We start from the raw sequence: 24,796 nt of genomic DNA, 5'->3' as shown, positions 1-24,796 counted from the left end.
CCTTATGCTGCGCGCCGATGTCTGCCTCGTCCGCCCCGTCCGCGTCGCCGCGCGCCAGCCTGTTCAGCCTGTCCTGGCCGCTGTTCATCGAACTGCTGCTGGGCATTGCGGTGGGCCTGGTCGGTACGCTGCTGGCCGCGCGGGTGTCGGACAACGCCGGCGGCGCCTTTGCGCTGGCCAACCATGTGTCGGCCACGCTCTTCATCCTGTTTCGCATCATCGGTGCCGGCGTCAGCGTGGTGCTGACGCAGAGCCTGGGCGCCGGCCGGCGTGATCGTGCCGATGCGCTGGCGCGCGCCGCTTTAGGTGCCAGCAGCTGGATCGGCGGCATCACCGCGCTGGCGGCGCTGCTGCTGGCCGAGCCGCTGCTGCGCCTGATGAACGCGCCGGCCGAGGTGCTGCCGCTGGCCGCACCGTTGCTGATCGCGCTGGCGCCGGCCATGCTGCTGGACGCCTGGAATGCGTCGATGGCCAGCGTGATGCGTGCCCATCTGCGCACCCGCGACACGCTGGCCGTGCTGATCGCGATGCAGGTCTGTCTGCTGGGCCTGGCCGTGCCTGCGATGGCGAACCTGGGCCTGCCGGGCTTTGCGCTGGCGCTGGCTGTCAGCCGTGCGCTGGGCCTGGTGCTGCACCTGTGGCTGTGGGGCGCACGGCTGAACCTGCGGCCGCAGCGCAGCGACTGGTGGCGCCTGCCGCGTGCCGAGCTGGCGGCCATCCTGCACATCGGCTTGCCTGGTGCGGCCGAGAACATCGCCTATCGGCTGGCCTTCATGGTCAGCGTGGCAGTGGTCGGCACGCTGGGCGCACAGGCCCTGGCCACGCAGGCCTATGCGCAGCAGCTGATGCATTTCGTGCTGCTGTTCGGCCTGGCCACCGGCTTCGCGGCCGAGATCCTGGTCGGCCATCTGATCGGTGCCGGCCAGCTGCATGAGGCGCATCGCCTGGTGCGGCGTGCGCTGGCGCGCGGCCTGATCGTCAGCGTGGTGGTGGCCACCGCGGCGGCGCTGGCCTCGCCCTGGCTGATGCAGCTGTTCAGCCGCGATCCGGCGGTGATCGCGGCCGGTGTCACGCTGATGTGGCTGACCGTGCTGCTGGAGCCGGGCCGCACCTTCAATCTGGTGGTGATCAATGCCTTGCGGGCGACCGGCGATGCGCGGTATCCGGTGATGGTGGGTGCGGTCTCGATGCTGCTGGTGCTGGCGGGCGGCAGCTGGCTGCTGGGCATCAAGCTGGGGCTGGGCCTGCCGGGCGTGTGGATTGCCTACGCGGCCGACGAATGGATACGCGGCCTGCTGATGTGGCGGCGCTGGGCCCGGCACGACTGGGTGCCGCAGGCCCGCGCAACTCACCGGCGGCTGCGGGCGGCGCGCCTGGGCTGAGAGGCGGTGCTGGCCAGTTCGGACTGCAGCCAGTCGCGCAGCGCCAGCAGCGGCGGCCAGTCGGCCAGGCTGGGTGGGTAGACCAGGTGATAGGCCTGCGCCGCCGCGTGGCTGATGGCCAGCGGCGTCAGCTGCACCAGCCTACCTTCGCGCAGCGCGTCGGCAGCCAGGATCTCGCGCGCCAGCGCCAGGCCCAGGTCCTGCTCGGCGGCCTGCAGCATCAGCCCGGCATCGTTGAACAGTGCCACCGGCGTGACCTTGCGTGGCGCGCCAGCCAGCGCGAACCATTGCTCCCACAGCTCGGCGCTGCCCAGCAGCGGCTCGTCGCCGAAGCAGCAGGCGTCGACGCCGGCCTCAGGCAACTTCCGGCCGCGGCCTGCGGGGCTGATCCCCAGCCGGCGCGCAGCCGCCGGCGAGCCCACCACCACCAGCGGCACGGCGGTGCCGATCAACACCTCGGCCTGCAAGCCCGGCCAATGGCCGGCGCCCTGGCGGATCGCGGCATGCAGGCCTTCGCGTTGCAGGTCAGCCAGTTGCGCCGAGGCCTGGATCTCCAGCGCCAGCTCGGGGTGCAGGCCGCGCCAGCGCGCCATGCGCGGCAGCAGCCAGCGCTGCGCGAAGCTGGGCAGCACCGACAGGCGCAGGCTTTCGGGTGTCAGCCCGGCGGCATTGGCGGCGGCGGCCACGCCGCGGTCGAGCTGCTGCAGCGCCTGCTCGACGCCTTCGAGCAGGGCCTGGCCGGCGGCATTGAGCACCAGCCGGCGCCCGCGGCGCTCGAACAGCGTGTGGCCCAGCTGGGTCTCCAGTGCCTTCAGCTGGTGGCTCACCGCACTGTGGGTCAGATGCAGCTGTTCGGCTGCGGCGCGCAGGTTCTGCAACTGGGCGATGACGCGGAAGGTCGGCAGCGTGTGCAAGGGCAGGCGTGACATGGCGGGATGGTTTGGCTGGTTAGTATTTTCGACCAAGTTGGCACAAAACAATCAATTCCATTGTCCAGCAAGCCCGCCTAATCTGAGCGCACCTGCCTGAAGAGCAAGACCATTCAAGGAGCGCCGCCATGAGTACCGCCATAAGTACCGATACCTTTGCCAGCTACTGCTGCTGCTGCCCCAGCCATTGCCCCAGCCTGATCGCCACCTGCCGGCCCTGGCTGCAGCGTCTGCGCGAAGGCCTGGCGGCCATTGCGGGTCGCCTGCTCGCAGCGGGGCGGCCAGAGCCGGAACCCGTCACGGCATTGGACGCCCGGATGCGGCGCGACATTGGCTGGTGCAGCGAAGTGCCGCCGGTGCGCCGCCACCCTCGCGAGCTGTGGTGAGCGCCACAGCCGGGGCGGCACAAGCCGCCGCCATCGCGCTCGTGCAGCGCCAGCTTGATGCCTACAACGCACGCGACCTGATCGCCTTGCTGGACTGCTATGACGTCGATGCCTGCCAGTACGCACTGCCGGCAACGCTGCTGGCACGCGGCCGCGCAGAGATCGCTGCGCGCATGGCGCAGCGCCTTGAGGACCCGGCGCTTCAGGCGCGGCTGCTGCAGCGCCAGGTGCTGGGCAATTGCGTGGTCGACATCGAGCAGGTGACGCAGCGCTTCGACGACGGCCTGGGCTGGATCGAGCTGCTGTGCATCTACCAACTGCGCGAGGGACGCATTGCCAGCGCCAGCTTCGCCTTCGGCAGCCGGGTGTCGTAGCGCGCCGACGAGCCCTTCCTGAAAAGCGCAGAGAATCGCGCCGGGCACTGCAGGGCGAGCATGGACAGGCGAATCGACACAGCGGCGCGGGGACGCAAGGCATGAGCGCCTTTCTGCTCAGGCGCGCGCTCACCCTGCTGCTGACGCTGCTGGCCACCTCTGCCCTGGTGTTTCTGGTGCTGGAGATCCTGCCCGGCAATGCGGCCGAGTTGCTGCTGGGTCCCGATGCCGCGCCCGAGGCGGTGGCCGCGCTGGCTGACAAGCTGGGCCTGAACCAGAGCGCCTGGACCCGCTATCTGCAGTGGCTGTGGGGCCTGCTGCGCTTCGAGCTGGGGGATTCCTATGCCTATGGCTCGCCGGTGGCCGAGCTGATCGCCGAGCGCCTGGCGCTGACCGTGCCGCTGGCGCTGCTGGCGATGGTGCTGACCACCGTGCTGGCGTTGAGCATGGGCGTCTATGCCGCCGCGCGCCACCGCCGCGCCGGCGATATCGGCATGATGGTGTTCAGCCAGCTGGGCATCGCGATTCCGAATTTCTGGTTTGCCATTCTGCTGATCCTGCTGTTCGCGGTGAAGCTGCAGTGGTTCTCGGCAGGCGGCTTTCCGGGCTGGAGCGAGGCGCAGGGCGGTGGCTTTCTGCAGGCGCTGCAGGCTCTGCTGCTGCCCGCCGTGGCGCTGGCGGTGGTGCAGGCGGCCATCCTGTCGCGCATCACGCGCTCGGCCATGCTGGAGGTGCTGCGCGAGGACTTCATGCGCACCGCGCGCGCCAAGGGCCTGAGCGCGCGCCAGGCGCTGTGGGGCCATGGCCTGCGCAACGCGATGATTCCGGTGCTGACGGTGATGGGCCTGCAGTTCGCCAACCTGCTGGCCGGCACCATCGTGGTGGAGAACGTGTTCACGCTGCCGGGGCTGGGTCGCCTGATCTTCCAGGCGATTGCCAACCGCGATCTGGTGGTGGTGCGCAACTGCGTGATGCTGCTGGCGGCGCTGGTGGTGATCGTCAACTTCGTGGTCGATGTGCTGTATGCGCTGATCGACCCGCGCATCAAGACGGCGGCGCTGTGAGAAGGGCGCTGCGTCATCCCAGCTTCGTGGCCGGCGCGCTGCTGAGCCTCGCGCTGCTGGTTGCGGCCGCCTTGTCGCTGCTGTGGACGCCCTGGCCCACTGACGAGATCAATATGGCCGCCAAGCTGCAAGGCCCCAGCGCGGCGCATTGGCTGGGCACCGATGTGCTGGGGCGCGACATCGCCAGCCTGCTGCTGGCCGGCGCGCGCAGCTCACTCCTGGTGGGCCTGATCGCGGTGGGCATCGGCCTGACGGTGGGAACGCTGCTGGGCCTGTGGGCGGCAGCGCGGCGCGGCTGGGTCGAAGAAGCGCTGATGCGCCTCACCGACTTCGGCTTTGCCTTCCCGGCCATCCTGCTGGCCATCATGCTGACGGCGGTCTGGGGGCCAGGCATGGTCAACGCCATCATTGCCATCGGCCTGCACAACATCCCCACCTTCGCCCGCATCACCCGTGCCAGCGCCCGCCAGCAATGGGCGCGCGACTATGTGCTGGCCGCGCGCGCCTGCGGCAAGGGAGCCTGGCGTATCAGCGTCGAGCATGTGCTGCCGAATATCGCCGCGGTGCTGATCGTGCAGGCCACCATCCAGTTCGCGCTCGCCATCCTGGCCGAGGCGGCGCTGTCCTATCTGGGCCTGGGCACGCAGCCGCCGCAGCCCAGCTGGGGCCGCATGCTGGCTGAGGCGCAGAGCCTGATCTTCCAGGCGCCGATGCTGGCGGTCTATCCGGGCCTGGCCATCGTGCTGGCGGTGCTGGGCCTGAACCTGCTGGGCGACGGCCTGCGCGATCTGTTCGACCCCCGGCTGGCGAGGGCGCGGCGATGAGTGCGCTGCTCGATGTGCGCGATCTGCGCGTGCAGGTGTCGGCCGATGCTGGCCCGCTGGATGCCGTGCGCGGCCTGTCCTTCACGCTGGCACGCGGCGAGACGCTGGGCCTGGTGGGCGAGTCGGGCTGCGGCAAGTCGCTCACCGCGCTGGCGCTGATGGGCCTGCTGCCGGAAGGCGCCAGCGCCAGCGGCCAGCTTCGCTTTGCCGGTCAGGATGTGTTGGCCATGCCCGAGCATGAACGCTGCGCCTGGCGCGGCCGCCGCATGGCGATGATCTTCCAGGAGCCGATGACGGCGTTGAATCCGCTGCATCCGGTGGGCCGCCAGGTGGCAGAGCCGCTGCGCCTGCATCTGGGCCTGAGCCGTGCGGCTGCCGAGGCCGAGGTGCTGCGCCTGCTGGAGCGCGTCGGCCTGCCCGATGTGAGGCGCTGCGCGCAGGCCTATCCGCATGAGCTGTCCGGCGGCCAGCGCCAACGCGTGCTGATCGCGATGGCGCTGGCCTGCGGCCCCGAACTGCTGATTGCCGACGAGCCCACCACCGCGCTGGACGTCAGCGTGCAGGGCCAGATCCTGGACTTGCTGGCCGATCTGGTGGCTGAGCGCGGCATGGGCCTGATCCTGATCTCGCACGACCTGGGCGTGATCGCCGAGAACGTGCGGCGCCTGATCGTCATGTACGCCGGCATTGCGGTCGAGAGCGGGCCGACCGCGGCTGTGTTCGCGCGCATGGGCCATCCCTACACGCAGGGCCTGTTCGCCGCGCGTCCGCGCCTGGGCGGGCCGCGCCGCCATCTGCCGACGATTCCCGGCAGCGTGCCGGCGCTTTCCGCCATGCCGGCCGGCTGCCCCTTCGCGCCACGCTGCGCGCTGGCCACGCTGGGCTGCGGCCTCGGGATGCCGCCACTGCACGCGCTGGATGACACGCATGCGGTGCGCTGTCTGCATCTGGAGCAGTCCCTCGGCCGTGCGGAGTTGCAGCGATGAGCAGCGGCGGCAACACCACCATGCCTTTGCTTGAAGTGCGGGCCTTGAGCCGCCACTACCGCCTGCCGCGGCCCTCGCTGTGGCAGCCGGCGCCGCGCCTGCAGGCTCTCAGCGACATCGGCTTCGTGCTGCCGGCCGGGCGGTCATTGGGCGTGGTGGGCGAATCGGGTTCGGGCAAGAGCACACTGGCGCGCGCGGTGATGGCGCTGGACGAGCCGCAGACGCATGGCGGGGGGCAGGTCTTGCTGGACGGGCAGAAGCTGCATGCGCTGTCGCCCGAGGCGCTGCGCCAGGCACGCCGCCAGTTCCAGATGGTGTTCCAGGACCCCTATGGCTCGCTCGACCCGCGCCGCCGCGTCGGCGCCATCGTGGCCGAGCCACTGGCCGCGTTGCTGCGTCTACCCGCCGCCGAGCAGGCCGCGCGTGCGCTCGACAGCCTGCAGGCGGTGGGCCTTTCCGCGGCCGATCTGCACAAGTATCCGCATGAGTTTTCCGGCGGCCAGCGCCAGCGCATCGCGATTGCCCGCGCGCTGGCGACACGCCCGCGCCTGATCGTGGCCGATGAGCCGGTCAGCGCGCTGGACGTGTCGGTGCAGGCCCAGGTTCTGAATCTGCTGCTGGACCTGCGCCAGCGCCTGGGCCTGAGCTTTCTGCTGATCAGCCACGATCTGGCTGTGGTTGACCATGTCTGCGACGAGGTGCTGGTGCTCTACCAGGGCCGCGTTGTGGAGCAGGGCACGCCGGCGCAGCTGTTCCGCGCAGGCGCCCACCCCTACACACGCCTGCTGGTGGACGCGGTGCCGCGCGTCGCGGTGCCCAAGCCGAGCCAGCCGCGGCGGCGCCATGTCGCGCTGGCGCAGGACCCTGCAAGACCTGATCCCCAAGTTGGCGGCTGCGCCTTTGCCGCGCGTTGCCCTCGTGCCAGCGCGCGCTGCACGGCGGAGCGGCCGGTGCTGGCCCCGTTGCAGCCCGGCCATCAGGTGGCATGCCATCATCCGCACTGATCGCAACAGCCTGGCGCGCCCGCGCCAACCCGGAGGACCCCCGCATGTCATCGCCCTTGACCAAGAGAGCCCTGCTGCTGGGCACCGCCACCGCCCTGTTGCTCAGCGTCGCCCATCTGCCGGCTCAGGCCCAGGGCCGCGCCAAGGACACGCTGGTGATCGGCATGACGCTGGAGCCGCCGGGCCTGGACCCGACCGCCGGCGCGGCTTCGGCCATCGCCGAGGTGGTGCTCTACAACGTCTTCGAGACGCTCACCAAGATCGGCGCTGACGGCCGCCCGCAGCCGCTGCTGGCCGAGCGCTGGGAGGTCTCGCCGGACCTGAAGACCTTTACCTTCAAGCTGCGCCGCGGCGTCAAATTCCACAACGGCGAGCCGCTGGACGCGGCCGCGGTGAAGTTCTCCTTCGAGCGCGCTGCTGGCGAGAAGAGCACCAACAAGGACAAGCGCCTGTTCAGCAATATCGCCTTCATCGGCACGCCGGAAGCGGATACGGTGGTGATCGGGCTGAAGACCATCGAGCCCGATTTCCTGTTCCTGATCGGCCAGGCCACGGCCATCATCGTCGAGCCCAAGAGCGCCGCCAGCAATGCCACCCAGCCGGTGGGCAGCGGCCCTTACCGGCTGGAGCACTGGGCCAAGGGCGCCAGCATCACGCTCGCACGCTGGGACGGCCATCGCAACGCGGCGGCCGTCAAGACGCGGCGCGTCAGCTTCCGCTTCATCAGCGAACCGGCGGCCCAGGTGGCGGCCCTGCTGGCGGGCGATGTGGATGCCTTCCCGCGCGTGGCGGCGGCGCGCAGCCTGGCGCAGTTCAAGGCCGACAAGCGCTTCCAGGTCATCGTGGCCGGTTCGCGCGCCAAGACCATCCTGGCGATCAACAACAAGAAGGCGCCGCTGAATGATGTGCGTGTGCGCCGCGCCATTGCCGCGGCGATCGACCGCAAGGCCATCATCGAGGCCGCGGCGGACGGCTTCGGCGTGCCGATCGGCAGCCACTATGTGCCGGGCGCGCTGGGCTATGTGGACACCACCGGCCTCAATCCCTACAACCCCGACAAGGCGCGCGCACTGCTGAAGGAAGCTGGCGTGGCGCTGCCGCTGGAGCTGACGCTGAAGCTGCCGCCGCCGCCCTATGCGCGCCAGGGCGGCGAGGCCATCGTGGCCCAGCTGGCCCAGGTGGGCATCCGCGCCAAGATCGAGAACATCGAGTGGGCGCAGTGGCTGTCGGGCGTCTATGGCAGCAAGGCCTACGACCTGACGCTGATCTCGCATGTCGAGCCTTTCGACCTGGGCAACTTCACCAAGCCCGGCTACTACTGGGGCTACGAGAGCGCCGAGTTCAATAAGCTGTTCGATCAGATCAGCAACGCGCCGCGCGAGAGCGAGCGTGCCCGCCTGCTGGGCGATGCGCAGCGCCTGATTGCGCGCGATGCGGTGGCCGCATGGCTGTACCAGCCGCAATGGATCACCGTCGCCAAGCGCCAGGTCAAGGGCTTGTGGACGGACATGCCGATCTTCGTCAACGATGTGGCGGGTTTGAGTGTCGAGTGAGGCGCCGATGAGCGCCGCTCTGCACGAACTATCCGCACAAGCGCTGCTGGCCGGCTACCGCAGCCACGCCTTCTCGCCGCTGGAGGTGGCGCACAGCGTGCTGGCCCATGTCGAGCGCTGGGAGCCGCATCTGCGTGCGCTCTATGCCTTCGATGCCGATGCGGTGCTGGCGCAGGCGCGTGCCAGCGAGACGCGCTGGATGAAGGGCGCGCCGCTGACCGCGGGCGGGCTGACGCTGGACGGCGTGCCGGCCACGCTGAAGGAAAACATCGCCAGCCGTGGCACGCCGGTGCCGCTGGGCACGGCCGCCACCGAGCTGGCGCCGGCGCTGGAAGATGCGCCGCCGGCCGCGCGCCTGCGCGAAGTGGGCGCGCTGCTGCTGGCCAAGACCACCATGCCCGACTACGGCATGCTCAGCTCGGGCCTGTCCAGCTTCCACCCGCTGACGCGCAACCCCTGGGACCTGAGAAAGAACCCGGGCGGCTCCAGCGCCGGGGCCGGCGCTGCTGCGGCGGCCGGCTACGGCCCGCTGCACGTGGGCACCGATATCGGCGGCTCGGTGCGCCTGCCGGCAGCCTGGTGCGGCATCTTCACGCTCAAGCCCAGCCTGGGGCGGATTCCAATCAAGCCGGCCTTTGCCGGCCGCGTGGCCGGGCCGATGACGCGCACCGTCAGCGATGCCGCCCTGCTGATGGCCGTGCTGAGCCGCCCCGACTGGCGCGATGCGATGAGCCTGCCCGCGCAGGAGCTGCCTTGGCTGGATCTGGACGTCGAGCCGCAGGCGCTGCTGCGCGGCAAGCGCATCGGCCTGCTGATGGATGCCGGCTGGGGCCTGCCCGTGCAGGCCGAGACTGCTGCTGCGGTGCAGGCCGCCGCGCGCCTGTTCGAGCAGGCCGGCGCCTGCGTGCAGCCGCTGCCGGCGTTTTCGACCCGCGCGATGATCGACGGCCTGGACCGCTTCTGGCGCCTGCGCTCCTGGCTGGACATCTCGGCTCTGCCGCCTGAGCGCCAGGCGCGGGTGCTGCCCTATATCCGAGAGTGGGCGGCTGGCGGCGCGGGCTTGAGCGCGGCCGATCTCTACCAGGGCTACAGCCAGATGGCGGCGCTGCGCGACGCGGCGGTGGCGGCCTGCCAGCCCTTTGACTACGTGCTCTCGCCGGTCAGCCCGGTGGCCAGCTTCCCGGCCGAATGGGCCGGCCCCACCAACGACCCGGCACGGCCGCTGGAGCACATCGCCTTCACGCTGCCCTACAACATGAGCGAGCAGCCGGCCGCATCGATCAACTGCGGCTGGGGCGCGACGGACGGCCTGCCCATCGGCCTGCAGATCGCCGGGCGGCGCTTTGACGATGTGGGCGTGCTGCGCATGGCGCGCGCCTTCGAGCAACTGCGCGGGCCGCAGCGCGATTGGCCGCAGGCGCCGCAGGCGCTTGGGGACGTGGTGGTGGATGACGAGGACGACGTGCCACTGATCCGCCGCTCAAAGCCGATGGCAAATCGCGGTCGGCTGGGCTATTGATGAGGCGCGGCACTGCCGCTTGACTGGGTTCAAAGAGGGCGTTTGCAACTCAAGGGTCTGCGTGTCGTGGTTGAGGGCGGCTCCTCGGGCATCGGCGCAGCCATCGTGCGTGCTTTAGCGACCGAAGCCTGTGATGTGGCGTTATGCGCGCGTGACCCGGGTCGCGTTGAGGCGGCACGGCGGGATTCGATCATTGCATTTTTTGTTCACGCTGCGCGGCAAGGACCAAGTGAACACAAAGTGGCAGCTGTTCTGCCTGGTGCACAACATCGAGAAGCTGGCCAGAAGCGGGTGGAGACGGTGATGAGGGCGGCGCTGGGACGCGGGCCAGGCGCTCACGGAGCCCTCGAATGCGGGTTCGGCCGGGCTCAAGGTCACACGAAGACGCGCACAATGCCTGCTATGGAATCAACCCGCCCAAATCACCTCACGTCAGCCGCATGGACCACGCCTGCGGCTGCTCGAGGGATTTCAGGACAGCTTCGTTGAGGCGTCACAGTGAAGTTTGTGCCTTCCGCTGCGGCTCTATTCTTGGCGTTTGGAGCTGGCGTTGCCGCAGCAATCGCGCCCAAGGGTGATTTCTTCATGCCGAACTTCCTGACATTCTGGGGATCGCAACTTGTCGTACTTGCGTGCCTTGCAGTGTGTCGGCCTCGTGCTGAGGTGGTTGCTGGCGTTTCGGTAGCACTGACAATCTACCTCGCTGCATTCAACTACTGGAACATGTCCCGCGCGCATCCGGAATCAATGGCTTGGCTGGGCTACTTCTTTTCGCTTCCCGGCGCTGTCATTGGTGCGGTGGCTGCGAGGTACCTTTCGCCTGGCTTCTCTCGCCCGCTTCTTGTCGGGTTGGTTTCGTCAGCGATGGTTCTTGGCGGCATTGCCATCAACCAAGCCTTGGTATGCAGTAGCTTGATGTACTGCGGAGCAACGTAAATGGTGCAGCCGCCCGACCAGGCTACAGGGACTTCCCACCGTTTCAAGCTCCAATAGCAAGCCCTGACCCTTCGGAGTTCTTTCCATTTCTAGGCCTGTGTTCTGAACAGCGGCAACGCGACGAGGAACAGACGGAACATCTACAAACGGACTTGCTGTGGACCGAGCCGTCGCCCCAGATGCGAACCGTTCAGCAAGCCCCTGTTCGTTCGTCGTTGTTGGCTAAGAGTGCTGGGTGTTCAACGGAAGTGTTATCGGGTTCACCTGCTGCCGCGCCGCCTTGCGTTTGCGTTCAAGCGGACGCGTACGTCTAGCGTCATCCCTCAGAAAGAGCGATGGCTCGCTTTGGAAACGCTCGGAGCAGCTTCTTGTCCATGGTGACCAGCTTGGTATCGAGCTTCATCGCAAGCGCAATGAACTCGCAGTCGTATGCGGAGCAATCGCTATCCCGCACCAGTTCGAATACAGCCGAGTACTCGACTTCGAACTCCGCACCTTCAAGCAAGCTTTCTGCCTCTCGCTGCAGGATGATTGCTTGCTCAAAGGAGATCGCCTTGCGTCGCATGTACCCGGCCAAGATGTTGCGGAACTCGCTGCGCCAGAGGATAGGCGATGCCCAATCGGGGTCTTGCTCAAGCAATGCTTCAGCTGCAGCTGTGTATTCGCCGGGCAAATACAAGTACGCGAGCACGTTCGAGTCAACCACGATCATGGCCTGTCCTCGCGCTTTGCCGCATCAATGTCACGTGCGCGAAATTTCCCGGCCGGCAGGGCTGCCCGCAACTCGCGAGCCCGAGCAATGCGCTCGCTCGGCATCATCTTGGTTGGTAGCAATACCGACTCAAGGCACACGATAGCCTCGCTGTTCAAGCTTCGGCGGTGCATTTCTGCAGCAAGCTTCAACCGGTCGTACAAGGCGTCGGGGATATTCTTCAATGTCAGGGTCGTGGGCATGTTGCTCTCCATTCGTCCATCCAATTTGGAACCATTATGGTTTCTGTTGAGTGGCCCGGTCAAGGCGCTGCGGGCTCAGCTGTCTACGAAGCGTTCCCACCGTATCAAGCGCCAATTGCAAGACCTGACGCCGTAAGTGCGGTGCTGTCGAGCGGGTGGGCCTGGTGAACGCAGCGCTTGCCCGAACCCACCCCGACTCGGGTATCTTCTCGATGGACGACTTCCCTTTCTAGATGGCAGCTGAATGATGACTTCGAGAACCACCAGTCTTGGCGCACTGCCGCCCTTTGCCCGAATGTGGGAAGTCGCTTCGTATTCCTTCGTTCGTTCGCAACGCTGAGCAAGATTGATGTGGAAGTTTCTGGCCGGCCTGGCTTGTGGCGCTCTGCTTGGCGCGCTGCTGACTGTCTACCTGAGGCCAGCCGCGCAGGAGGGTGGCGGTGTCAACCTGATCGCGGCGCCAGCCGCCCTGCCGGTGCAGGCGGGTGGTGCCACAGCCGCATCGGCGCCCTGGGTGCCCGGTACGGCGATGCCTCCCCCGTCAGCTGCGCCACGGGCGGCCAGCGGGGCCGAGCCCAGGCCCAAGCCTGCGGTGGCCGCCGCGGCGGTGCTGGCGCGTCCGGCTGATGGCGTCAGCCAGGAACACGCCGATCTGCTTCGCGATGCGCCTTCGGTGGACTCCGTTCTGAAGTCCATGACCGAGCTCCACCAGCAACTGGGCGCCGAGGCCCGCGACCACAGCTGGGCGCATGAGCTTGAGACTCAGCTGCGCCAGTACCTGCAGCGCAAGGCGCCGGCGCCGGAGTTCGAGATCATGACGGTCGAATGCCGTCAGACGCTGTGCCAGCTGCAGGTGTTCGGCAACGGGCCGGAAAGCCGTGACCGCTGGGATGCGCTGTTCCGCGCCATGCAGCAGGAGACCTGGTACGCGGCTTTCGGAGGCAGCCAGACCTCCAGCGCCACCGTCAACGGCCGCAGCGTCATCTTTGTTTTCCTGAAACGCAAGAAACCCTGAGTCCGGTTGGGAGACTTGCCACAAACAGGGTCTTGATCACGCATTTCCTCGATTGCGGCCCGGTCTGTGGTGGTAGATTGGCTCGCCTCGGCCAGGCGGCCGATGTGCTGAGGACGATGCCATGCCCTTCGAATTGCCCGAGATGCTGAACCACTACCTGCTGCCGCTGCTGATTGCAGTGCCGCTGGCCATCGTCGTGCTCTTCATCAGCAGCCGTCGCGGCGACGAGGCCGATCGCCTGTCGCAGCCGCCTGCCGATTCCGATCTGCCCAGCCAGCCACCGGTGGCGCTGCAACGTGCGGCCAGCACGCCTGTGCCGGCCAGCCCGGCACAGCCCACCCAGCCCACCCAGCCCGCCGCTCCTGCTTCGGTGCTGCTGGTGGACGACTCCGCCGTGGCTCGTGCCAAGCTGGGCAAGTTGTTTGCAGGCGCCGGCTACCGTGTCACGCTGGCCAAGGACGGCGTCGAGGCGCTGGAGCAGCTGGCCCAGGCGCGCTTCGATGTGCTGGTCACGGATCTGGAGATGCCCAACAAGGACGGTTTCGAGCTGATCGCCGCCGTGCAGGGCAGCCTGGAAACCGAAGACCTGCCCATCATCGCGATCACCGGCCACGACGAGTTGCATGCCCGCGTGCATGAGATCCAGGGCCTGTACGGCCTGTTCAAGAAGCCCTGGAACGACCGCGAGCTGCTCAAGCGCGTCGAAGCCCTAGCCATGCTGCACCAGGCAACGGCTACGGCCAAGGCCTGAAAGCCCGCCGGGCTTCGGTTTTCTTTCAGCGGCTCGCCAACCACAGCGCCGGCACGGCCAGCACCAGGGCCAAGGCCAGGCCAGCCGTCAGCAGGCGGCTGCGCAGCTTCAGCGTTTGCACGGCTTCCACCAGACGCGCCTGCTGCTCGGCTAGCGATTCCAGCAGCGCTGCGCTCTCGGCCTGGGCCTGCGTCAGCTGGGCCAGCTCCGACTCCAGGTGCTGCACGCGCGTCAGCGCCTCAGGCAGGGAGGAGGGGGGCGCTGCGGGTTCGGCCGCTTCAGCCGCTTCCTTCTGGGTGCGCTTGAGAAGGCTGCGTGCGCCCTTGACAAGGGCTGGCGTTGCCTCGATCACGTCCGCCCAGGGGATCAGTTTCAGCGCGGTCATCCATGAGATGGCCATAGGTCAGGCAGCTCCTGCTTTGGTTGAATACTCAACGGTGCGCTGATTGTCAGCGCATTGCTCAAGGCCTGGCTCTCTGCGGGCCAATACCGGCTGGCAGAGCGGCGCCGCTGTGCTGCAATCAGCGCATAGAACGGAGACAAGCGCTGATGAAGAAAAATAAGAAGATCTGGAAGACCACGGGCTGGGCGCTGCTGGCATTGCTCCTTGTCGGCCTGGCTGGCGCCACCTGGCATCTGCGCGCCAAGCTGCCGCAGCGCAGCGGCGAGCTGCAGCTGACGGGCCTTAGCGCGCCGGCGACGCTGCGCTACGACGAGTTCGGCGTGCCCCATATCACGGCCGCCAATGAGGGCGACCTGTACCGGGCGCTCGGCTATGCCCATGCGCAGGACCGGCTGTTCCAAATGGAGATGGTGCGCCGGCTTTCGCGCGGCGAGCTGGCAGAGGTGCTGGGCGAGAAGCTGGTCGAGACCGACCAGCTGTTCCGCACGCTGGGCATCCGCGCGCATGCGGATGCCTATGCGGCGCGCGAGTTCGCCCGCGTCGACACGCCGGCCAAGAAGGCCTTGATGGCCTATCTGGACGGCATCAACCAGTACCAGGCCAGCCGCCCGGCGCCGCTGGAGTTCGAGCTGTTGGGCATCCCGAAGCGCCCCTTCACGCCGGCCGACACAGTCAGTGTGGCCGGCTACCTGGCCTACAGCTTTGCCGCCGCCTTCCGCACCGAACCCGTGCTGAGCCAGGTGCGCGATCAGCTGGGCGCGGACTATCTGAAGATCTTCGACCTGGACTGGCGGCCTGAAGGTGCGGTGCGCCAGGCCCCGCAACTGGCCGCTGCTGAATGGCAGGAACTGGGCCGCGTGGCGCGGCTCAGCCAGCAGGCGCTGGAGGCCGCCGGCGTTCCGGCCTATGAGGGCAGCAATGCCTGGCTGATCTCGGGCGCGCGCAGCGCCTCGGGCAAGCCACTGCTGGCCGGCGATCCGCATATCGCCTTTTCCCTGCCAGCGGTCTGGTGGGAGGCGCATCTGAAGGCGCCGGGCTTCGAGCTTTATGGCCACCACCAGGCGCTCAACCCCACCGCGCTGCTGGGCCACAACGCCAGCTTCGGCTGGAGCCTGACGATGTTCCAGAACGACGACATCGATCTGGTGGTCGAGACGGTGAACCCCGCCAACCCGGACGAGGTGATGCACAAAGGCCAGTGGGTGAAGCTGCAGACGCGTGAGGAGCTCATTGCGGTCAAGGGCAAGCCGGCCGTGACGCTGAAGCTGCAGCGCTCGCCGCATGGCCCCATCATCAACCGCATGCTCAAGGACAGCGCCGGCCAGCGGCCAGTCGCCTTGTGGTGGGCCTTCCTGGAAACCGAGAACCCGGTGCTGGAGGCCTTCTACGAGCTCAACCGCGCCGACACACTGGCCAAGGCCCGCACGGCGGCCAGCAAAATCCACTCACCCGGCCTGAACGTGATGTGGGCCAGCGCGGCCGGCGATATCGGCTGGTGGGCGGCGGCCAAGCTGCCCCAGCGGCCGGCGGGCGTGAATCCGAGCTTCATGCTCGATGGTGCCAAAGGTGAGGGTGATAAGCCGGGCTTCCTGCCGTTTGAGGCCAATCCGCAGGAAGAGAACCCGGCGCGCGGCTACATCATGTCGGCCAACCACCAGCCTGCTGGCGTCAGCGACATCCCGGGCTACTACAACCTGTGGGACCGGGCGCAGCGGCTGGACGAGTTGCTGCGCGATCCTGCCAAGCGCTGGACCCAGGCCGACAACCAGGCCGTGCAGCTGGATGTGCAGACCGGCTACGGCCCGCGCGTGCTGGCGCCGCTGCTGCCGGCTCTGCGTGCGTCGGCCGGCAGCGATGCCGAGCAGAAGAGCCTGGTCGAGTTGCTGGCCAGCTGGCGCGGTGATCACCCGCTGGATTCGGTCGCCGCCACGCTGTTCAACCAGCTGCGCTGGGAGCTGGTGCGTGCTGCCATGGCGGATGAGTTGGGCGAGACCCATTTCGAGAACTTGCGCCGCACCCGCGTGCTGGACCATGCCCTGCCGCGCCTGATGGCCGATGCCGGCTCACCGTGGTGGGATGACCGCCGCACGCCGGAGCGCGAGAGTCGCGACGACATCGTCAAGGCGGCCTGGGGCGCCACGCTGGCCCATCTGCGTCAGCTGCTGGGCGCGGACAGCCAGAGCTGGGCTTGGGCGCGCGCGCACACGCTGACGCATCAGCATCCGCTCGGCAGGCAGGCGCCGCTGGACAAGCTGTTCAACGTGGGGCCATTGCCGGTGCCCGGCAGCCATGAGGTGCCGAACAATATGGCCCAGATGCCAGGTCCGGCGCCCTGGACCGTGGTGTACGGGCCGTCGACGCGCCGCGTGATCGATTTCTCTGACCCCGCTCGCGCCCTGGGCAGCAACCCGGTAGGCCAGAGCGGCGTCTGGGGCGACGCGCACTACCGCGACCAGGCAGAGGCGCACGCCGAAGGCCGCTACCGCCGTCAGTACCTGTCCGAGCCGGATGTGGCGGCGGCGACCCGCAGCACGCTGCAGCTGCGGCCCTGAAGACCCCGGCGCTCCTCGGCGCCAACCCTGAAGCGGAATCGCAGGTCTGAGCCTGAAGTCCGGTGCAGTTGCCGCTTTACCTAGGCTCGACTAGCGAATAGAGTCCGTGCACATCGCCGGATCCAACAGCATCGCAGATGTGCTGCCGGCCAGGCTCTTCAGGGGAGTGTTGTCATGGTGATCGATGCAGTTCTTGCGCGCGTTCCCACCGTTCGTGCACGCCTGATCCTTCTGGCGCTTCTGCAATGCGCGCTGATGGCGCTGTTGGCCATCTCCGGCATGCGGATGCTTGAGAAGGCCAATGAGTCCTTGAGAACGGTCTACGACGACCGTGTCGTGCCGCTGCAGCAACTCAAGCAGGTGGCTGACATGTATGCAGTCAATCTGGTGGACACCACGCACAAGCTGCGCATGGGCAGCATGGATGCCGCTACGGCGCGCCGATTGGTCGATGAATCCGCCTCGGTGGTGGCGCGGGAGTGGGGCGCCTACCTGCAGACAGTGCTGGTCGATGAAGAGCGTCGGCTGGTCGCTGAGATCCAGCCGCTGATGGCGCGCGTGGACCGTTTGCGAAACCAGCTGCGCGATACCATCGCGACTCAGGATGAAGCGGCACTCGACCGCGTGGCCAGGGACGAGCTTTACCAGGCAGTGGACCCGCTGAGCGACAAGCTCAATGCCCTGGTGGCGGTACAGCTCGAGGTGGCAGCCAAGGAGTACCAGCAAAGCCAGCGGCGGCATGCCCAAGCCAGCGGCCTGGCCTGGCTGGGCCTTGCGGTGGCCTGCCTGATCGGCTGCCTATTCGCGGCCGTGATTAGCAGCCGCATCATGCGTTCCCTGGGGGCTGAGCCCGGCGCGGTGCGCGAGGTGGTGCAAGGCATCGCCCGCGGTGCGTTGAACCGACCGGTGGCCGTCGCAAGCGGCGATCAGATGAGCGTCATGGCCTTCATGCAGACCATGCAGCAGGGGCTGGCCGGCATGGTGCGGGAAGTGCGCTGCAATGTGGACGAGCTGCATGCCGCCTCAGGGCAGATCGCCCAAGGCAATCTCGATCTGTCCAGCCGCACTGAGGAAACCGCAGCGACCACCCAGCGTGCAACGGCGCGCCTGTCCGAGGTGATGGGGCGTCTTCAGCAGCGCATCGTCCATGCTGGCGAGGCGCGCGAGCTGGCGCAGGGCACGTATGTGGTGGCCGAGAAGGTGGGCGCCCAGATGGCCCGGACTGTCGAAGCGATGCAAGGCATCAACGTCGCGACGCGACGCATTGCCGACATCACCGGCGCGATCGACGGCATTGCCTTCCAGACCAATATCCTGGCCCTCAATGCGGCCGTCGAGGCGGCCAGGGCTGGCGAGGCGGGCCGTGGCTTTGCCGTGGTGGCGGCCGAAGTCCGCGTGCTGGCCCAGCGTGCGGCGGATGCCGCGCGTGAGATCAAGTCCCTGATTGCCGAGACCACCGGTCGCACCGAGTCGGGCACAGCCCAGGTTGAAGCCACCGGCCTGACCTTGCAGCAGATGGTGGCCGAGATCGAGCAACTCAGCAGTCTGATGCTCAGGCTCGATAGCAGCGCCGGCCAGGATGGGCACGACATCGATGAGCTGCAGCTGCAGCTGCAGGAGATGGACCGCGTGGCCCAGCAGAATGCGGCCTTGGTGGAGGAGATGGCGGCCTCCAGCGAGCAGCTCAAGGACCAGGCTGGCCGCCTGGCCCTGGCGGTGCACGTCTTCAAGGTCTGAGGGCCGGGCGTCTGCGCCGCGGCAGGCATGTGTGAGGTTCTCGGCGCAGGGACAAGGAGTCCATCATGGCCACGATCAAGTACATTGCCACTGACACCGCGCCGCTGTATGCGGCCGACACCGGCAGCAAGCTGCGCCTCGAACTGCTGTGGGGCGATCAGGCCCAGCTGCTGGAGCCCGGCGCGGCGCGCTCCAAGGTGCGGGCGCGTGGCAAGACAGGCTGGGTGGACAACAAGGCGTTGGGCGACACCTCGCTACTCGAGGTCTACATCATCGATGTCGGCCAGGGCGATGGCATCCTGGTTCGCACGCCCGATAGGCGCCATCTGATGATCGACGGCGGCTACAAGCGCTCGGCCCAGCCCAGCGGCAAGAACGCCGCCGACTTCGTGGACTGGAAGTTCGTCAAGGACTATGGGCTGGAGACGATCAAGCTGGACGCGATGATCGCCTCGCACTGCGATGCTGACCATTACGGCGGCCTGGCTGATCTTCTGGACGTGGCGCAGACCGATGAGCTGGATGCCAAGGCGGTGCAGGTCGAGGCCTTCTATCACGCAGGTGTGGGCTGGTGGGTCAACCCTGCCACCAAGCAGCGCTGGCTTGGCAGCACCTCGACCGACAAGAAATGGCTGACCCAGCTGATGGGTGCACGGACCGCCATCATGGCGTCGCTCAAGCCCGAAGCCCAGCCGCGCCTGCAGGGCGAGTGGGCCGATTTCATGGGCCATGCGTGCAAGGCCCGGACCGCGGCCGGCACGCCAACGCCGCTGCGCCGGCTCAGCCATAAGGACCAGTTCCTGCCCGGCTTCGACGGTGCTGATGGCGGCGTGGCGGTGCGCGTGCTGGCGCCGGTGGAGCGGCAGGTCGAAGGCAAGCCGGCCTTGCGCAGCTTCGGCAGCGCGGCCAGCAAGAACACCAATGGCAACAGCGTGCTGCTGCGTCTGGACTACGGCCGCTCACGCATCCTGCTGACCGGCGATCTGAACACCGAGAGCCAGCGCGCGCTGCTGGACGACTATGTGGGCGCACGCATGGAATTCCAGTGCGATGTGGCCAAGGCCTGCCACCACGGCAGCGACGATGTCAGCTATGAGTTCCTGGCGGCGATGCGGCCGGCGGTGACAGTGATCTCCTCGGGCGACAGCGAGGGGCACGACCATCCACGGCCCGCCATCGTGGCCGCCAGCGCCACCACCGGCCATCTGCAGGTCGAGGGCGACAAGCTGCTGACGCCGCTGATCTACTCGACCGAGATCGCCCGCAGTATCCAGCTCGGCCGGCCGCTGCGCCTGCGCGCGCCCGATGGCCATGTGCACGAAGGCGCCGACCTGGCTGCGCTGCGCGTCGAGGCTTCGGTCACCAAGCCTGGCGACCTGAACCCCAGCAAGGTGGAGCGTTCGATGGGATCTACGCTGGTGGTGGCGGGCCTGATCTACGGCCTGGTAAACATCCGCACCGATGGCGAGACCATTCTGTGCGCGACGCTCAATGAGGCCGACCACAGTTGGCAGCTGCGCAAGCTGAAGTCGCGCTTCTGAGCGCTGGCGCCTTTGTGCCTTGTCGGCGCAGCGGCGCACGCAGATTGGTCGCTGGTGCACCAGCCTGAGGCAATTCAGCCGCGCAGCGGGGGGCAAAAGCTGGCACGAAAGCTGCTCATACAAGAGCATTGTTGGACCAGTTGTCTCCTCCACTGCCCAAAAGAGTGGATTCAGCCCGGGGCTTTGAAACCCCCGGGCTTTTTTTGTTCGCGGCCCGACCCTGCAGGGCTGCGTCTTGGCGCCGCGCTCAGGCCTTGGCAGCGGGCCCCGTCATCATTGCCCGCCGCGCCACGGCAACTGGTTGGTGCGTTAATGCGGGTACGGGTGCGCAAGGCGCAGCAATTGGTTTCCTGACTGTGGGCGCAGGCTTGTGGCTGGCGGCGGGTATGGTGAGGCAGCCAGCTGGCAGCTAACTTGTTTTTGGAGCGGGTTAGGCGACTGCGATCGGCGTGCGCTCGGCGGTGGCCGGCTGCAGGCGCTGCGGGCGCGAATGGCCGCTGCTGCGTGCGAGCTTGAAGAAGGCCACGGTGTCGACCAGCTGTTGGGCCTGCGTTTTCAGGCTTTCGGCGGCGGCGGCGCTTTGCTCCACCAGCGCTGCGTTCTGCTGCGTGGTGCGTTCCATCGTGGTGACCGCCTCGCTGACCTGGGTCACGCCGGAGGCCTGCTCGTCGCTGGCGGTGCTGATTTCACCCATGATGTCGGTGACGCGCTGGATCGCAGTGACGATCTCCTGCATCGTCACGCCGGCTTGGTCGACTAGGCCCGTGCCCCACTCAACGCGTTCGACGCTGACGCTGATCAGGCTCTTGATCTCGCGCGCCGCCTCGGCGCTGCGGCTGGCCAGGCTGCGCACTTCCGACGCGACGACCGCGAAGCCGCGGCCATGCTCGCCGGCCCGCGCCGCCTCCACCGCCGCGTTCAGCGCCAGGATGTTGGTCTGGAAGGCGATGCCGTCGATCACACCGATGATGTCGCCAATGCGGCGCGAGCTTTCGCTGATACCTTGCATGGTCTGCACCACCTGGCTGACCGTGTCGCCGCCGCGCGCGGCCACGCTGCTGGCGCCTTGGGCCAGTTGATTGGCCTGGCGGGCGTTGTCGGCGTTCTGGCGCACGGTGGAGCTGAGTTCTTCCATCGACGCGGCTGTTTCTTCGAGCGTGCTGGCCTGTTCCTCAGTGCGGGCTGAAAGGTCGTTGTTACCCATCGCGATCTGGGCCGATGCGGTGGCCACGCTTTCCGAGCCGGAGCGCACCTCGCCAACGATGCGGATCAGCGTCTGCTGCATGGTCGCCAGCGCCTGAACCAGGCGGGCCACTTCGTCTTTGCCCTTGCTTGTGAGCGTGCGGTCGAGCGAGCCCCGGCTGATCGCCTCCGCCACCTGCACCGCCTCGTCCAGCGGACGGCTGATCGAGCGGGTGATGAGCCAGGCCAAAGTCACGCCGATCGACGCGGCCAGCAAGGTGCCGATACCTAGACTCCATTCCGCCCGGCGGGCCTGGGCCACGAGTTCATCTTGCTCAATGGCGGCGATGTCGTGGTTGTGCTCGATCACCTTTGCCAGCGAGGCCAGATAGACATTGGCCTTCGGGCGCAGCTGTTCGTTGAGCTCTTGCGTCACCTCCTCACCCGCTTGCTTGCGCGCCAAGAGTGCGCTGCGGCTCTCGGTGTAGGCCTTGCGGGCTTTGGCGACGTCGGCGAGCAACTGGCGGCCCTTGTCGTCCTGTAGCGACTCCAGCAGCTTGAGCGTTTCGTTGATCTGCTTGGAGGTCTCGGTCATGTCCTTTTGCAAGGCCGCCTGATAGGCCGCGTCCTCAGCATAGAGGCTGGCCTCGGTGCGGATCCAGTTGATGCGGATGCCTGCGCTCCACTGCTGCGCGAGATCGGCGCGTTTGGCTTCGGTCTCGGCCGCTTCACGGCCTTCAGTCTCAAGGTGCCGCAATGTCACGATGCCGAAGCTGCTGACGACGATCATGATCAGCAGCGTCAAACCGAAAGCCAGTCCCAGCCGTGGCCCGATGCGAATGTTTTGCAGGTTCACGATGCAGCCCTCCAAAATGCTCACTCCTCAATCTGACTTTATCAAATTGATGATTAAGAGCACTAAAACAGCTGGATTGCCCTGATTTGTGATAAATAGTTCACTCTGATTGGCTTTTGTTATCAGTTATCAAAGCGCCAGCAAGGCGCGCAGTGGATCAGGGTGTGTGTGGCGCTCTCAGGTGCGCATCGTCGGCCCAGACCAGCAGCTCCAGCGTCAGCGCTTGCTGCATCTCATCCGGCCCGGTCAGCCGCACGCGGTTGATGCCCGTGTTGGGAATCGCGCATTCGCGCGGGCCGTGCAGCGACAGGCTCATGGCGCTGCGCCACACCATGTCCAGCACGCCGCCATGGGTGACCACAGCCACGCGCTGGCCGAGGTGGCGCTCAGCCACCTCATGCAGGGCGCGGGTCACGCGCGCATGGAAGATATGCCGGCTCTCAGCCCCGCCGGGCAGCGCGTAGCTCGGGTCATGCTGGACCCACAGCGCAAACTCGGCCGGATGCTTGACGCGAATCTCGTCAAAGCTCAGGCCTTCAAGAATGCCGAAGGCCTGCTCGCGCAGCGCGGGCATCAGATGGGGCTCCAGGCCATGCCGCTGCGCCAGTGGCGCCACCGTCTGCCGCGCGCGCAGCAGGTCGCTGACGATCAGCGCGTCGATCGGCTCGGTCGCGAGGCGATCACCCAGGCGCTGCGCCTGTTCAAGGCCGAGCGCGTTCAGCGGTACATCGATCTGGCCCTGGAAGCACTGTCGGCGGTTCCAGTCGGTTTCGCCATGGCGGATCAGGATGAGTTCGGTCATGCCGACATTGTGCCGGCGGGCCGTGACCCGGGCGTGTCGGCACCGCGGCCAAGGTTTCAACAGGGCTGGGCTTGCAGCCAGGCCAGCAGTTCCGGGCCCAGCACGCGCCGTCTGGCGGTTTCCACCTGGCGCTGCTTGTAAGCCTCATGGCTGGCGGCGCCTTGCTGGCTTTTCTCGAAGCTGGCGGCGTCCAGCAACTGGATCTCGTAGGCAAAGAAGAAGCTGATGTCGCCGCTGCTGGCGATCAGGCCCTCATTCAGGCCTTCGAGCTGGCCCTCGGCATTGGCATTGCGCTCATGCGTGCTGCCCAGCTCGGCGGCAGGCAGATGGATCATCTTGCGCACCGTGAGTTGCAGGCTCTGGAAATCGGCCGCGCTGTGGGGGTTGTCGCGCTGGGCCTGGGCTTGCGAGATGGTCGCCAGTTCCTGATCCATCTGTTGCAGCAGGGCCTGGGGATAGTCCTGGCTGCGATCGATCTCGGCCCGGTGGCGGGTGAACACCTCTTTGGCAGCCAGCAGGTCCACCAGCGTGTTGCGGGTGCGGCTGATCTCCAGATTGGTCAAGGTCACCAGATGGGCGCGGCGCAGCAGGTCCAGTGCCAGCAGGCATTCGATGCGCGTGTTGAGTGTCAGCCGCACACCCAGGTGGTCGTGGATGTCCGCCGCCACATACTCGGGCTTCTGCAGCAGCTTCAACAGGATGCTGTGGCGGCCCTTGTTGCGCTTGCGGTCCACGTGGACGAGCGGCAGGCAGATGCTGCCGTCGCTCAGGTACTGGTGCTCGCCTTCGACCCTGATCACCTCATCCAGACCCGCGAACACCTGCTGTCGTATGGCGGCAAAGTGGCGCAGCTTGAGGCTGTTGTCGATGTAGAACAGGCCGTGCATCACCTTGAGCACGGCGCAGGCCCACAGCCGGCTCGGTTCGAAGCGGTGGCTGCGCTGCGAGGCCAGCACCAGCAGCTGCAGCGGCTGGCTGTCGTCGTCAAGCTCGGGCGGCAGCAAGGGCTGCTGGGCCGGGCTGAGGAACTGCTCGCGGACAAAGGCCAGCGCCTCGCGCTGGATGCGGCGCAGATAGTCCAGCACGCCGGGCTGCTCGATGTCGTAGCCATACTCGCGGGCAAACTGGCGCGCATCGACCAGATTGCGCAAAGCCAGAGCGCCCAGGTCGATCACCGAAACGCCGCGCGCGATCGCGTTCAGGTAGGTCCAGTTCAGCGAAAAGCGCTGTGCGGTTTTCAGCGAGGCCTGCAGATCGTGCATGGGGCGTGTCCGGCTTGCGGTGCGTGCCCAGCATAGCGCGGGGCGGGCTCAGCTGCTCGGGTGGTATCGCCGTGCGGCCACGCGGCACTTAGATTCGCGTCGGGATGTCCGCAGGGGTCATCCCTTGGTCGGATCTCAGACCCAAGGCTGGGGCAGACCTTCGGCGGCGAGCATGCGCTGCACGGCCGGGCGCTCCAGCATGCGCTGCAGGTAGGCGCCAAGCTGCGGCAGGCCGCGCGCCGGGCGCTCGAAGCCACGGGTCCAGCGGCACAGCATGAAGACCATCGCGTCGGCGATGCTGTAATCCTCGCCCAGCAGCCAGGTGCCCTGGTGGCGAGCCAGCTGCGTCTCGATCTGATCCAGCAGCTCACCCACCTTGGCCACCGCGCGTGCCTTCACCTCGGCCGCACCGGCGTCGTTACCTTCGGCCACCCAGCGCTCAGGGTAGAAGTAGTTGATCAGCGCTGGCTGCAGCGTGTTGGTCAGCCATACCAGCCACTTGTAGAGATGCGCGCGCTCGGCCGTGCCGAGCGCAGGAATCAGCCGGCCCGCCGGATGGCTGTCGGCCAGGTGCAGCAGGATGGCCGCACTCTCGTACAGCACCAGATCGCCGTCCACCAGCACCGGGATCAGGCCGTTGGGGTTGAGCTTCAGATACTCGGCCGATTTGTGTGCGTTGTTGGCGCGGTCCACCTGGACCAGCTCGAAGGGAACGCCGAGCTCCTGCAGCGCGATATGGGGAGCCATATTGGCGTTGCCGGGGCCGTAGTGCAGTTGGATCATG

General features: G+C 67.3%; 23 protein-coding genes. 15 read left to right on the top strand and 8 right to left on the bottom strand.

All coding sequences use genetic code 11. The features are described from left to right. Positions 1 to 17 precede the first annotated feature (17 nt). Positions 18 to 1,382, top strand: coding sequence for an MATE family efflux transporter (locus ACIQ67_RS01950; protein ID WP_397532665.1), 1,365 nt, complete (start codon positions 18 to 20; stop codon positions 1,380 to 1,382). On the opposite strand, the gene ACIQ67_RS01945 is transcribed toward ACIQ67_RS01950, so the two are convergent. Next, positions 1,349 to 2,311, bottom strand: a complete 963-nt coding sequence (locus ACIQ67_RS01945) for a LysR substrate-binding domain-containing protein (protein WP_397532664.1) — start codon at positions 2,309 to 2,311, stop codon at positions 1,349 to 1,351. The two genes, ACIQ67_RS01950 and ACIQ67_RS01945, sit on opposite strands and share 34 nt — an antisense overlap. Before the next feature lie 128 nt (positions 2,312 to 2,439). Here ACIQ67_RS01945 and ACIQ67_RS01940 point away from each other — a divergent pair, with 128 nt between their 5' ends. The 9 genes from ACIQ67_RS01940 (at position 2,440) to ACIQ67_RS01900 (ending at position 10,957) form a co-directional block, all read left to right on the top strand. Continuing rightward, complete coding sequence (locus ACIQ67_RS01940; RefSeq protein ID WP_397532663.1) at positions 2,440 to 2,697, top strand: hypothetical protein; 258 nt, start codon at positions 2,440 to 2,442, stop codon at positions 2,695 to 2,697. Continuing rightward, positions 2,694 to 3,071: a nuclear transport factor 2 family protein gene (locus ACIQ67_RS01935; RefSeq protein ID WP_397532662.1), complete on the top strand. Its 378-nt coding sequence runs from the start codon at positions 2,694 to 2,696 to the stop codon at positions 3,069 to 3,071. The genes ACIQ67_RS01940 and ACIQ67_RS01935 overlap by 4 nt, the downstream gene beginning before the upstream one ends. A 101-nt stretch (positions 3,072 to 3,172) precedes the next feature. Beyond that, positions 3,173 to 4,135 carry an ABC transporter permease gene (locus ACIQ67_RS01930; RefSeq protein ID WP_397532661.1) on the top strand — a complete coding sequence of 321 codons (963 nt, stop codon included), beginning with the start codon at positions 3,173 to 3,175 and terminating at the stop codon, positions 4,133 to 4,135. Continuing rightward, entirely contained in the window at positions 4,132 to 4,959 is an 828-nt protein-coding gene (locus tag ACIQ67_RS01925) for an ABC transporter permease (protein WP_397532660.1), read from the top strand. Before ACIQ67_RS01930 ends, ACIQ67_RS01925 begins: the two co-directional genes overlap by 4 nt. Continuing rightward, positions 4,956 to 5,945, top strand: coding sequence for an ABC transporter ATP-binding protein (locus ACIQ67_RS01920; RefSeq protein WP_397532659.1), 990 nt, complete (start codon positions 4,956 to 4,958; stop codon positions 5,943 to 5,945). The genes ACIQ67_RS01925 and ACIQ67_RS01920 overlap by 4 nt, the downstream gene beginning before the upstream one ends. Continuing rightward, the gene (locus tag ACIQ67_RS01915) at positions 5,942 to 6,949 is read left to right on the top strand and encodes an oligopeptide/dipeptide ABC transporter ATP-binding protein (RefSeq protein WP_397532658.1); all 1,008 of its coding nucleotides are present in this window, start codon (positions 5,942 to 5,944) and stop codon (positions 6,947 to 6,949) included. The genes ACIQ67_RS01920 and ACIQ67_RS01915 overlap by 4 nt, the downstream gene beginning before the upstream one ends. A 44-nt stretch (positions 6,950 to 6,993) precedes the next feature. Further along, complete coding sequence (locus ACIQ67_RS01910; RefSeq protein ID WP_397532657.1) at positions 6,994 to 8,502, top strand: ABC transporter substrate-binding protein; 1,509 nt, start codon at positions 6,994 to 6,996, stop codon at positions 8,500 to 8,502. 7 nt (positions 8,503 to 8,509) lie between these two features. After that, entirely contained in the window at positions 8,510 to 10,021 is a 1,512-nt protein-coding gene (locus ACIQ67_RS01905; RefSeq protein ID WP_397532656.1) for an amidase, read from the top strand. A 498-nt stretch (positions 10,022 to 10,519) separates the two neighbouring features. Further along, positions 10,520 to 10,957, top strand: a complete 438-nt coding sequence (locus ACIQ67_RS01900; protein ID WP_397532655.1) for a hypothetical protein — start codon at positions 10,520 to 10,522, stop codon at positions 10,955 to 10,957. A gap of 316 nt (positions 10,958 to 11,273) precedes the next feature. Here the strand turns inward: ACIQ67_RS01900 and ACIQ67_RS01895 are convergent, their stop codons facing one another. Together ACIQ67_RS01895 and ACIQ67_RS01890 are read right to left on the bottom strand one after the other, a co-directional pair. Beyond that, a complete protein-coding gene (locus ACIQ67_RS01895; RefSeq protein ID WP_397532654.1) occupies positions 11,274 to 11,669 on the bottom strand; it encodes a type II toxin-antitoxin system VapC family toxin in 396 nt (131 codons plus the stop codon). Continuing rightward, positions 11,666 to 11,911 (bottom strand): FitA-like ribbon-helix-helix domain-containing protein, encoded by a 246-nt coding sequence (locus tag ACIQ67_RS01890; protein WP_397532653.1) that lies wholly within the window; start codon positions 11,909 to 11,911, stop codon positions 11,666 to 11,668. The genes ACIQ67_RS01895 and ACIQ67_RS01890 overlap by 4 nt, the downstream gene beginning before the upstream one ends. 349 nt (positions 11,912 to 12,260) lie before the next feature. On the opposite strand from ACIQ67_RS01890, the gene ACIQ67_RS01885 reads away from it, so the two are divergent. Both ACIQ67_RS01885 and ACIQ67_RS01880 read left to right on the top strand, forming a co-directional pair. Further along, positions 12,261 to 12,926 carry a hypothetical protein gene (locus tag ACIQ67_RS01885; protein WP_397532652.1) on the top strand — a complete coding sequence of 222 codons (666 nt, stop codon included), beginning with the start codon at positions 12,261 to 12,263 and terminating at the stop codon, positions 12,924 to 12,926. 121 nt (positions 12,927 to 13,047) lie between these two features. Next, the gene (locus tag ACIQ67_RS01880) at positions 13,048 to 13,677 is read left to right on the top strand and encodes a PleD family two-component system response regulator (RefSeq protein ID WP_397532651.1); all 630 of its coding nucleotides are present in this window, start codon (positions 13,048 to 13,050) and stop codon (positions 13,675 to 13,677) included. Positions 13,678 to 13,702: 25 nt separating this feature from the next. Here the strand turns inward: ACIQ67_RS01880 and ACIQ67_RS01875 are convergent, their stop codons facing one another. After that, positions 13,703 to 14,077, bottom strand: coding sequence for a hypothetical protein (locus ACIQ67_RS01875; protein ID WP_397532650.1), 375 nt, complete (start codon positions 14,075 to 14,077; stop codon positions 13,703 to 13,705). A gap of 149 nt (positions 14,078 to 14,226) precedes the next feature. Between ACIQ67_RS01875 and ACIQ67_RS01870 the strand changes: the two genes are divergently transcribed. From ACIQ67_RS01870 to ACIQ67_RS01860, 3 genes are all read left to right on the top strand, one after another. Beyond that, on the top strand, positions 14,227 to 16,632 hold the full coding sequence (locus tag ACIQ67_RS01870; RefSeq protein ID WP_397532649.1) for a penicillin acylase family protein: 2,406 nt from the start codon (positions 14,227 to 14,229) through the stop codon (positions 16,630 to 16,632). A gap of 174 nt (positions 16,633 to 16,806) precedes the next feature. Then, positions 16,807 to 18,369, top strand: a complete 1,563-nt coding sequence (locus ACIQ67_RS01865) for a methyl-accepting chemotaxis protein (RefSeq protein ID WP_397532648.1) — start codon at positions 16,807 to 16,809, stop codon at positions 18,367 to 18,369. Positions 18,370 to 18,434: 65 nt separating this feature from the next. Next, positions 18,435 to 19,910, top strand: coding sequence for a ComEC/Rec2 family competence protein (locus ACIQ67_RS01860; protein ID WP_397532647.1), 1,476 nt, complete (start codon positions 18,435 to 18,437; stop codon positions 19,908 to 19,910). 430 nt (positions 19,911 to 20,340) lie between these two features. On the opposite strand, the gene ACIQ67_RS01855 is transcribed toward ACIQ67_RS01860, so the two are convergent. From ACIQ67_RS01855 to ACIQ67_RS01840, 4 genes are all read right to left on the bottom strand, one after another. Then, complete coding sequence (locus ACIQ67_RS01855; protein ID WP_397532646.1) at positions 20,341 to 21,948, bottom strand: methyl-accepting chemotaxis protein; 1,608 nt, start codon at positions 21,946 to 21,948, stop codon at positions 20,341 to 20,343. A 157-nt stretch (positions 21,949 to 22,105) separates the two neighbouring features. After that, complete coding sequence (locus ACIQ67_RS01850; RefSeq protein ID WP_397532645.1) at positions 22,106 to 22,750, bottom strand: histidine phosphatase family protein; 645 nt, start codon at positions 22,748 to 22,750, stop codon at positions 22,106 to 22,108. Positions 22,751 to 22,806: 56 nt separating this feature from the next. Continuing rightward, positions 22,807 to 24,012 carry a TIGR04552 family protein gene (locus tag ACIQ67_RS01845; RefSeq protein ID WP_397532644.1) on the bottom strand — a complete coding sequence of 402 codons (1,206 nt, stop codon included), beginning with the start codon at positions 24,010 to 24,012 and terminating at the stop codon, positions 22,807 to 22,809. Between the two features lie 135 nt (positions 24,013 to 24,147). Then, positions 24,148 to 24,795 (bottom strand): glutathione S-transferase family protein, encoded by a 648-nt coding sequence (locus tag ACIQ67_RS01840; RefSeq protein WP_397532643.1) that lies wholly within the window; start codon positions 24,793 to 24,795, stop codon positions 24,148 to 24,150. Between the last annotated feature and the right edge of the window lies 1 nt (position 24,796).

The organism is Roseateles sp., from assembly GCF_044373315.1.
Taxonomy (GTDB): Bacteria; Pseudomonadota; Gammaproteobacteria; order Burkholderiales; family Burkholderiaceae_C; genus JACDQM01.
Note: the sequence above shows the minus strand (reverse complement) of the source record. Positions and strands in the feature narration are given on the sequence as shown.

What these genes read in the sequence shown, in the direction of transcription:
- ACIQ67_RS01950 (WP_397532665.1), top strand. Translation starts at nt 18, where the DNA reads ATGTCTGCCTCGTCCGCCCCGTCCGCGTCGCCGCGCGCCAGCCTGTTC.
- ACIQ67_RS01945 (WP_397532664.1), bottom strand. Translation starts at nt 2,311, where the DNA reads ATGTCACGCCTGCCCTTGCACACGCTGCCGACCTTCCGCGTCATCGCC.
- ACIQ67_RS01940 (WP_397532663.1), top strand. Translation starts at nt 2,440, where the DNA reads ATGAGTACCGCCATAAGTACCGATACCTTTGCCAGCTACTGCTGCTGC.
- ACIQ67_RS01930 (WP_397532661.1), top strand. Translation starts at nt 3,173, where the DNA reads ATGAGCGCCTTTCTGCTCAGGCGCGCGCTCACCCTGCTGCTGACGCTG.
- ACIQ67_RS01920 (WP_397532659.1), top strand. Translation starts at nt 4,956, where the DNA reads ATGAGTGCGCTGCTCGATGTGCGCGATCTGCGCGTGCAGGTGTCGGCC.
- ACIQ67_RS01915 (WP_397532658.1), top strand. Translation starts at nt 5,942, where the DNA reads ATGAGCAGCGGCGGCAACACCACCATGCCTTTGCTTGAAGTGCGGGCC.
- ACIQ67_RS01910 (WP_397532657.1), top strand. Translation starts at nt 6,994, where the DNA reads ATGTCATCGCCCTTGACCAAGAGAGCCCTGCTGCTGGGCACCGCCACC.
- ACIQ67_RS01905 (WP_397532656.1), top strand. Translation starts at nt 8,510, where the DNA reads ATGAGCGCCGCTCTGCACGAACTATCCGCACAAGCGCTGCTGGCCGGC.
- ACIQ67_RS01895 (WP_397532654.1), bottom strand. Translation starts at nt 11,669, where the DNA reads ATGATCGTGGTTGACTCGAACGTGCTCGCGTACTTGTATTTGCCCGGC.
- ACIQ67_RS01890 (WP_397532653.1), bottom strand. Translation starts at nt 11,911, where the DNA reads ATGCCCACGACCCTGACATTGAAGAATATCCCCGACGCCTTGTACGAC.
- ACIQ67_RS01885 (WP_397532652.1), top strand. Translation starts at nt 12,261, where the DNA reads ATGTGGAAGTTTCTGGCCGGCCTGGCTTGTGGCGCTCTGCTTGGCGCG.
- ACIQ67_RS01880 (WP_397532651.1), top strand. Translation starts at nt 13,048, where the DNA reads ATGCCCTTCGAATTGCCCGAGATGCTGAACCACTACCTGCTGCCGCTG.
- ACIQ67_RS01875 (WP_397532650.1), bottom strand. Translation starts at nt 14,077, where the DNA reads ATGGCCATCTCATGGATGACCGCGCTGAAACTGATCCCCTGGGCGGAC.
- ACIQ67_RS01870 (WP_397532649.1), top strand. Translation starts at nt 14,227, where the DNA reads ATGAAGAAAAATAAGAAGATCTGGAAGACCACGGGCTGGGCGCTGCTG.
- ACIQ67_RS01865 (WP_397532648.1), top strand. Translation starts at nt 16,807, where the DNA reads ATGGTGATCGATGCAGTTCTTGCGCGCGTTCCCACCGTTCGTGCACGC.
- ACIQ67_RS01860 (WP_397532647.1), top strand. Translation starts at nt 18,435, where the DNA reads ATGGCCACGATCAAGTACATTGCCACTGACACCGCGCCGCTGTATGCG.
- ACIQ67_RS01850 (WP_397532645.1), bottom strand. Translation starts at nt 22,750, where the DNA reads ATGACCGAACTCATCCTGATCCGCCATGGCGAAACCGACTGGAACCGC.
- ACIQ67_RS01845 (WP_397532644.1), bottom strand. Translation starts at nt 24,012, where the DNA reads ATGCACGATCTGCAGGCCTCGCTGAAAACCGCACAGCGCTTTTCGCTG.
- ACIQ67_RS01840 (WP_397532643.1), bottom strand. Translation starts at nt 24,795, where the DNA reads ATGATCCAACTGCACTACGGCCCCGGCAACGCCAATATGGCTCCCCAT.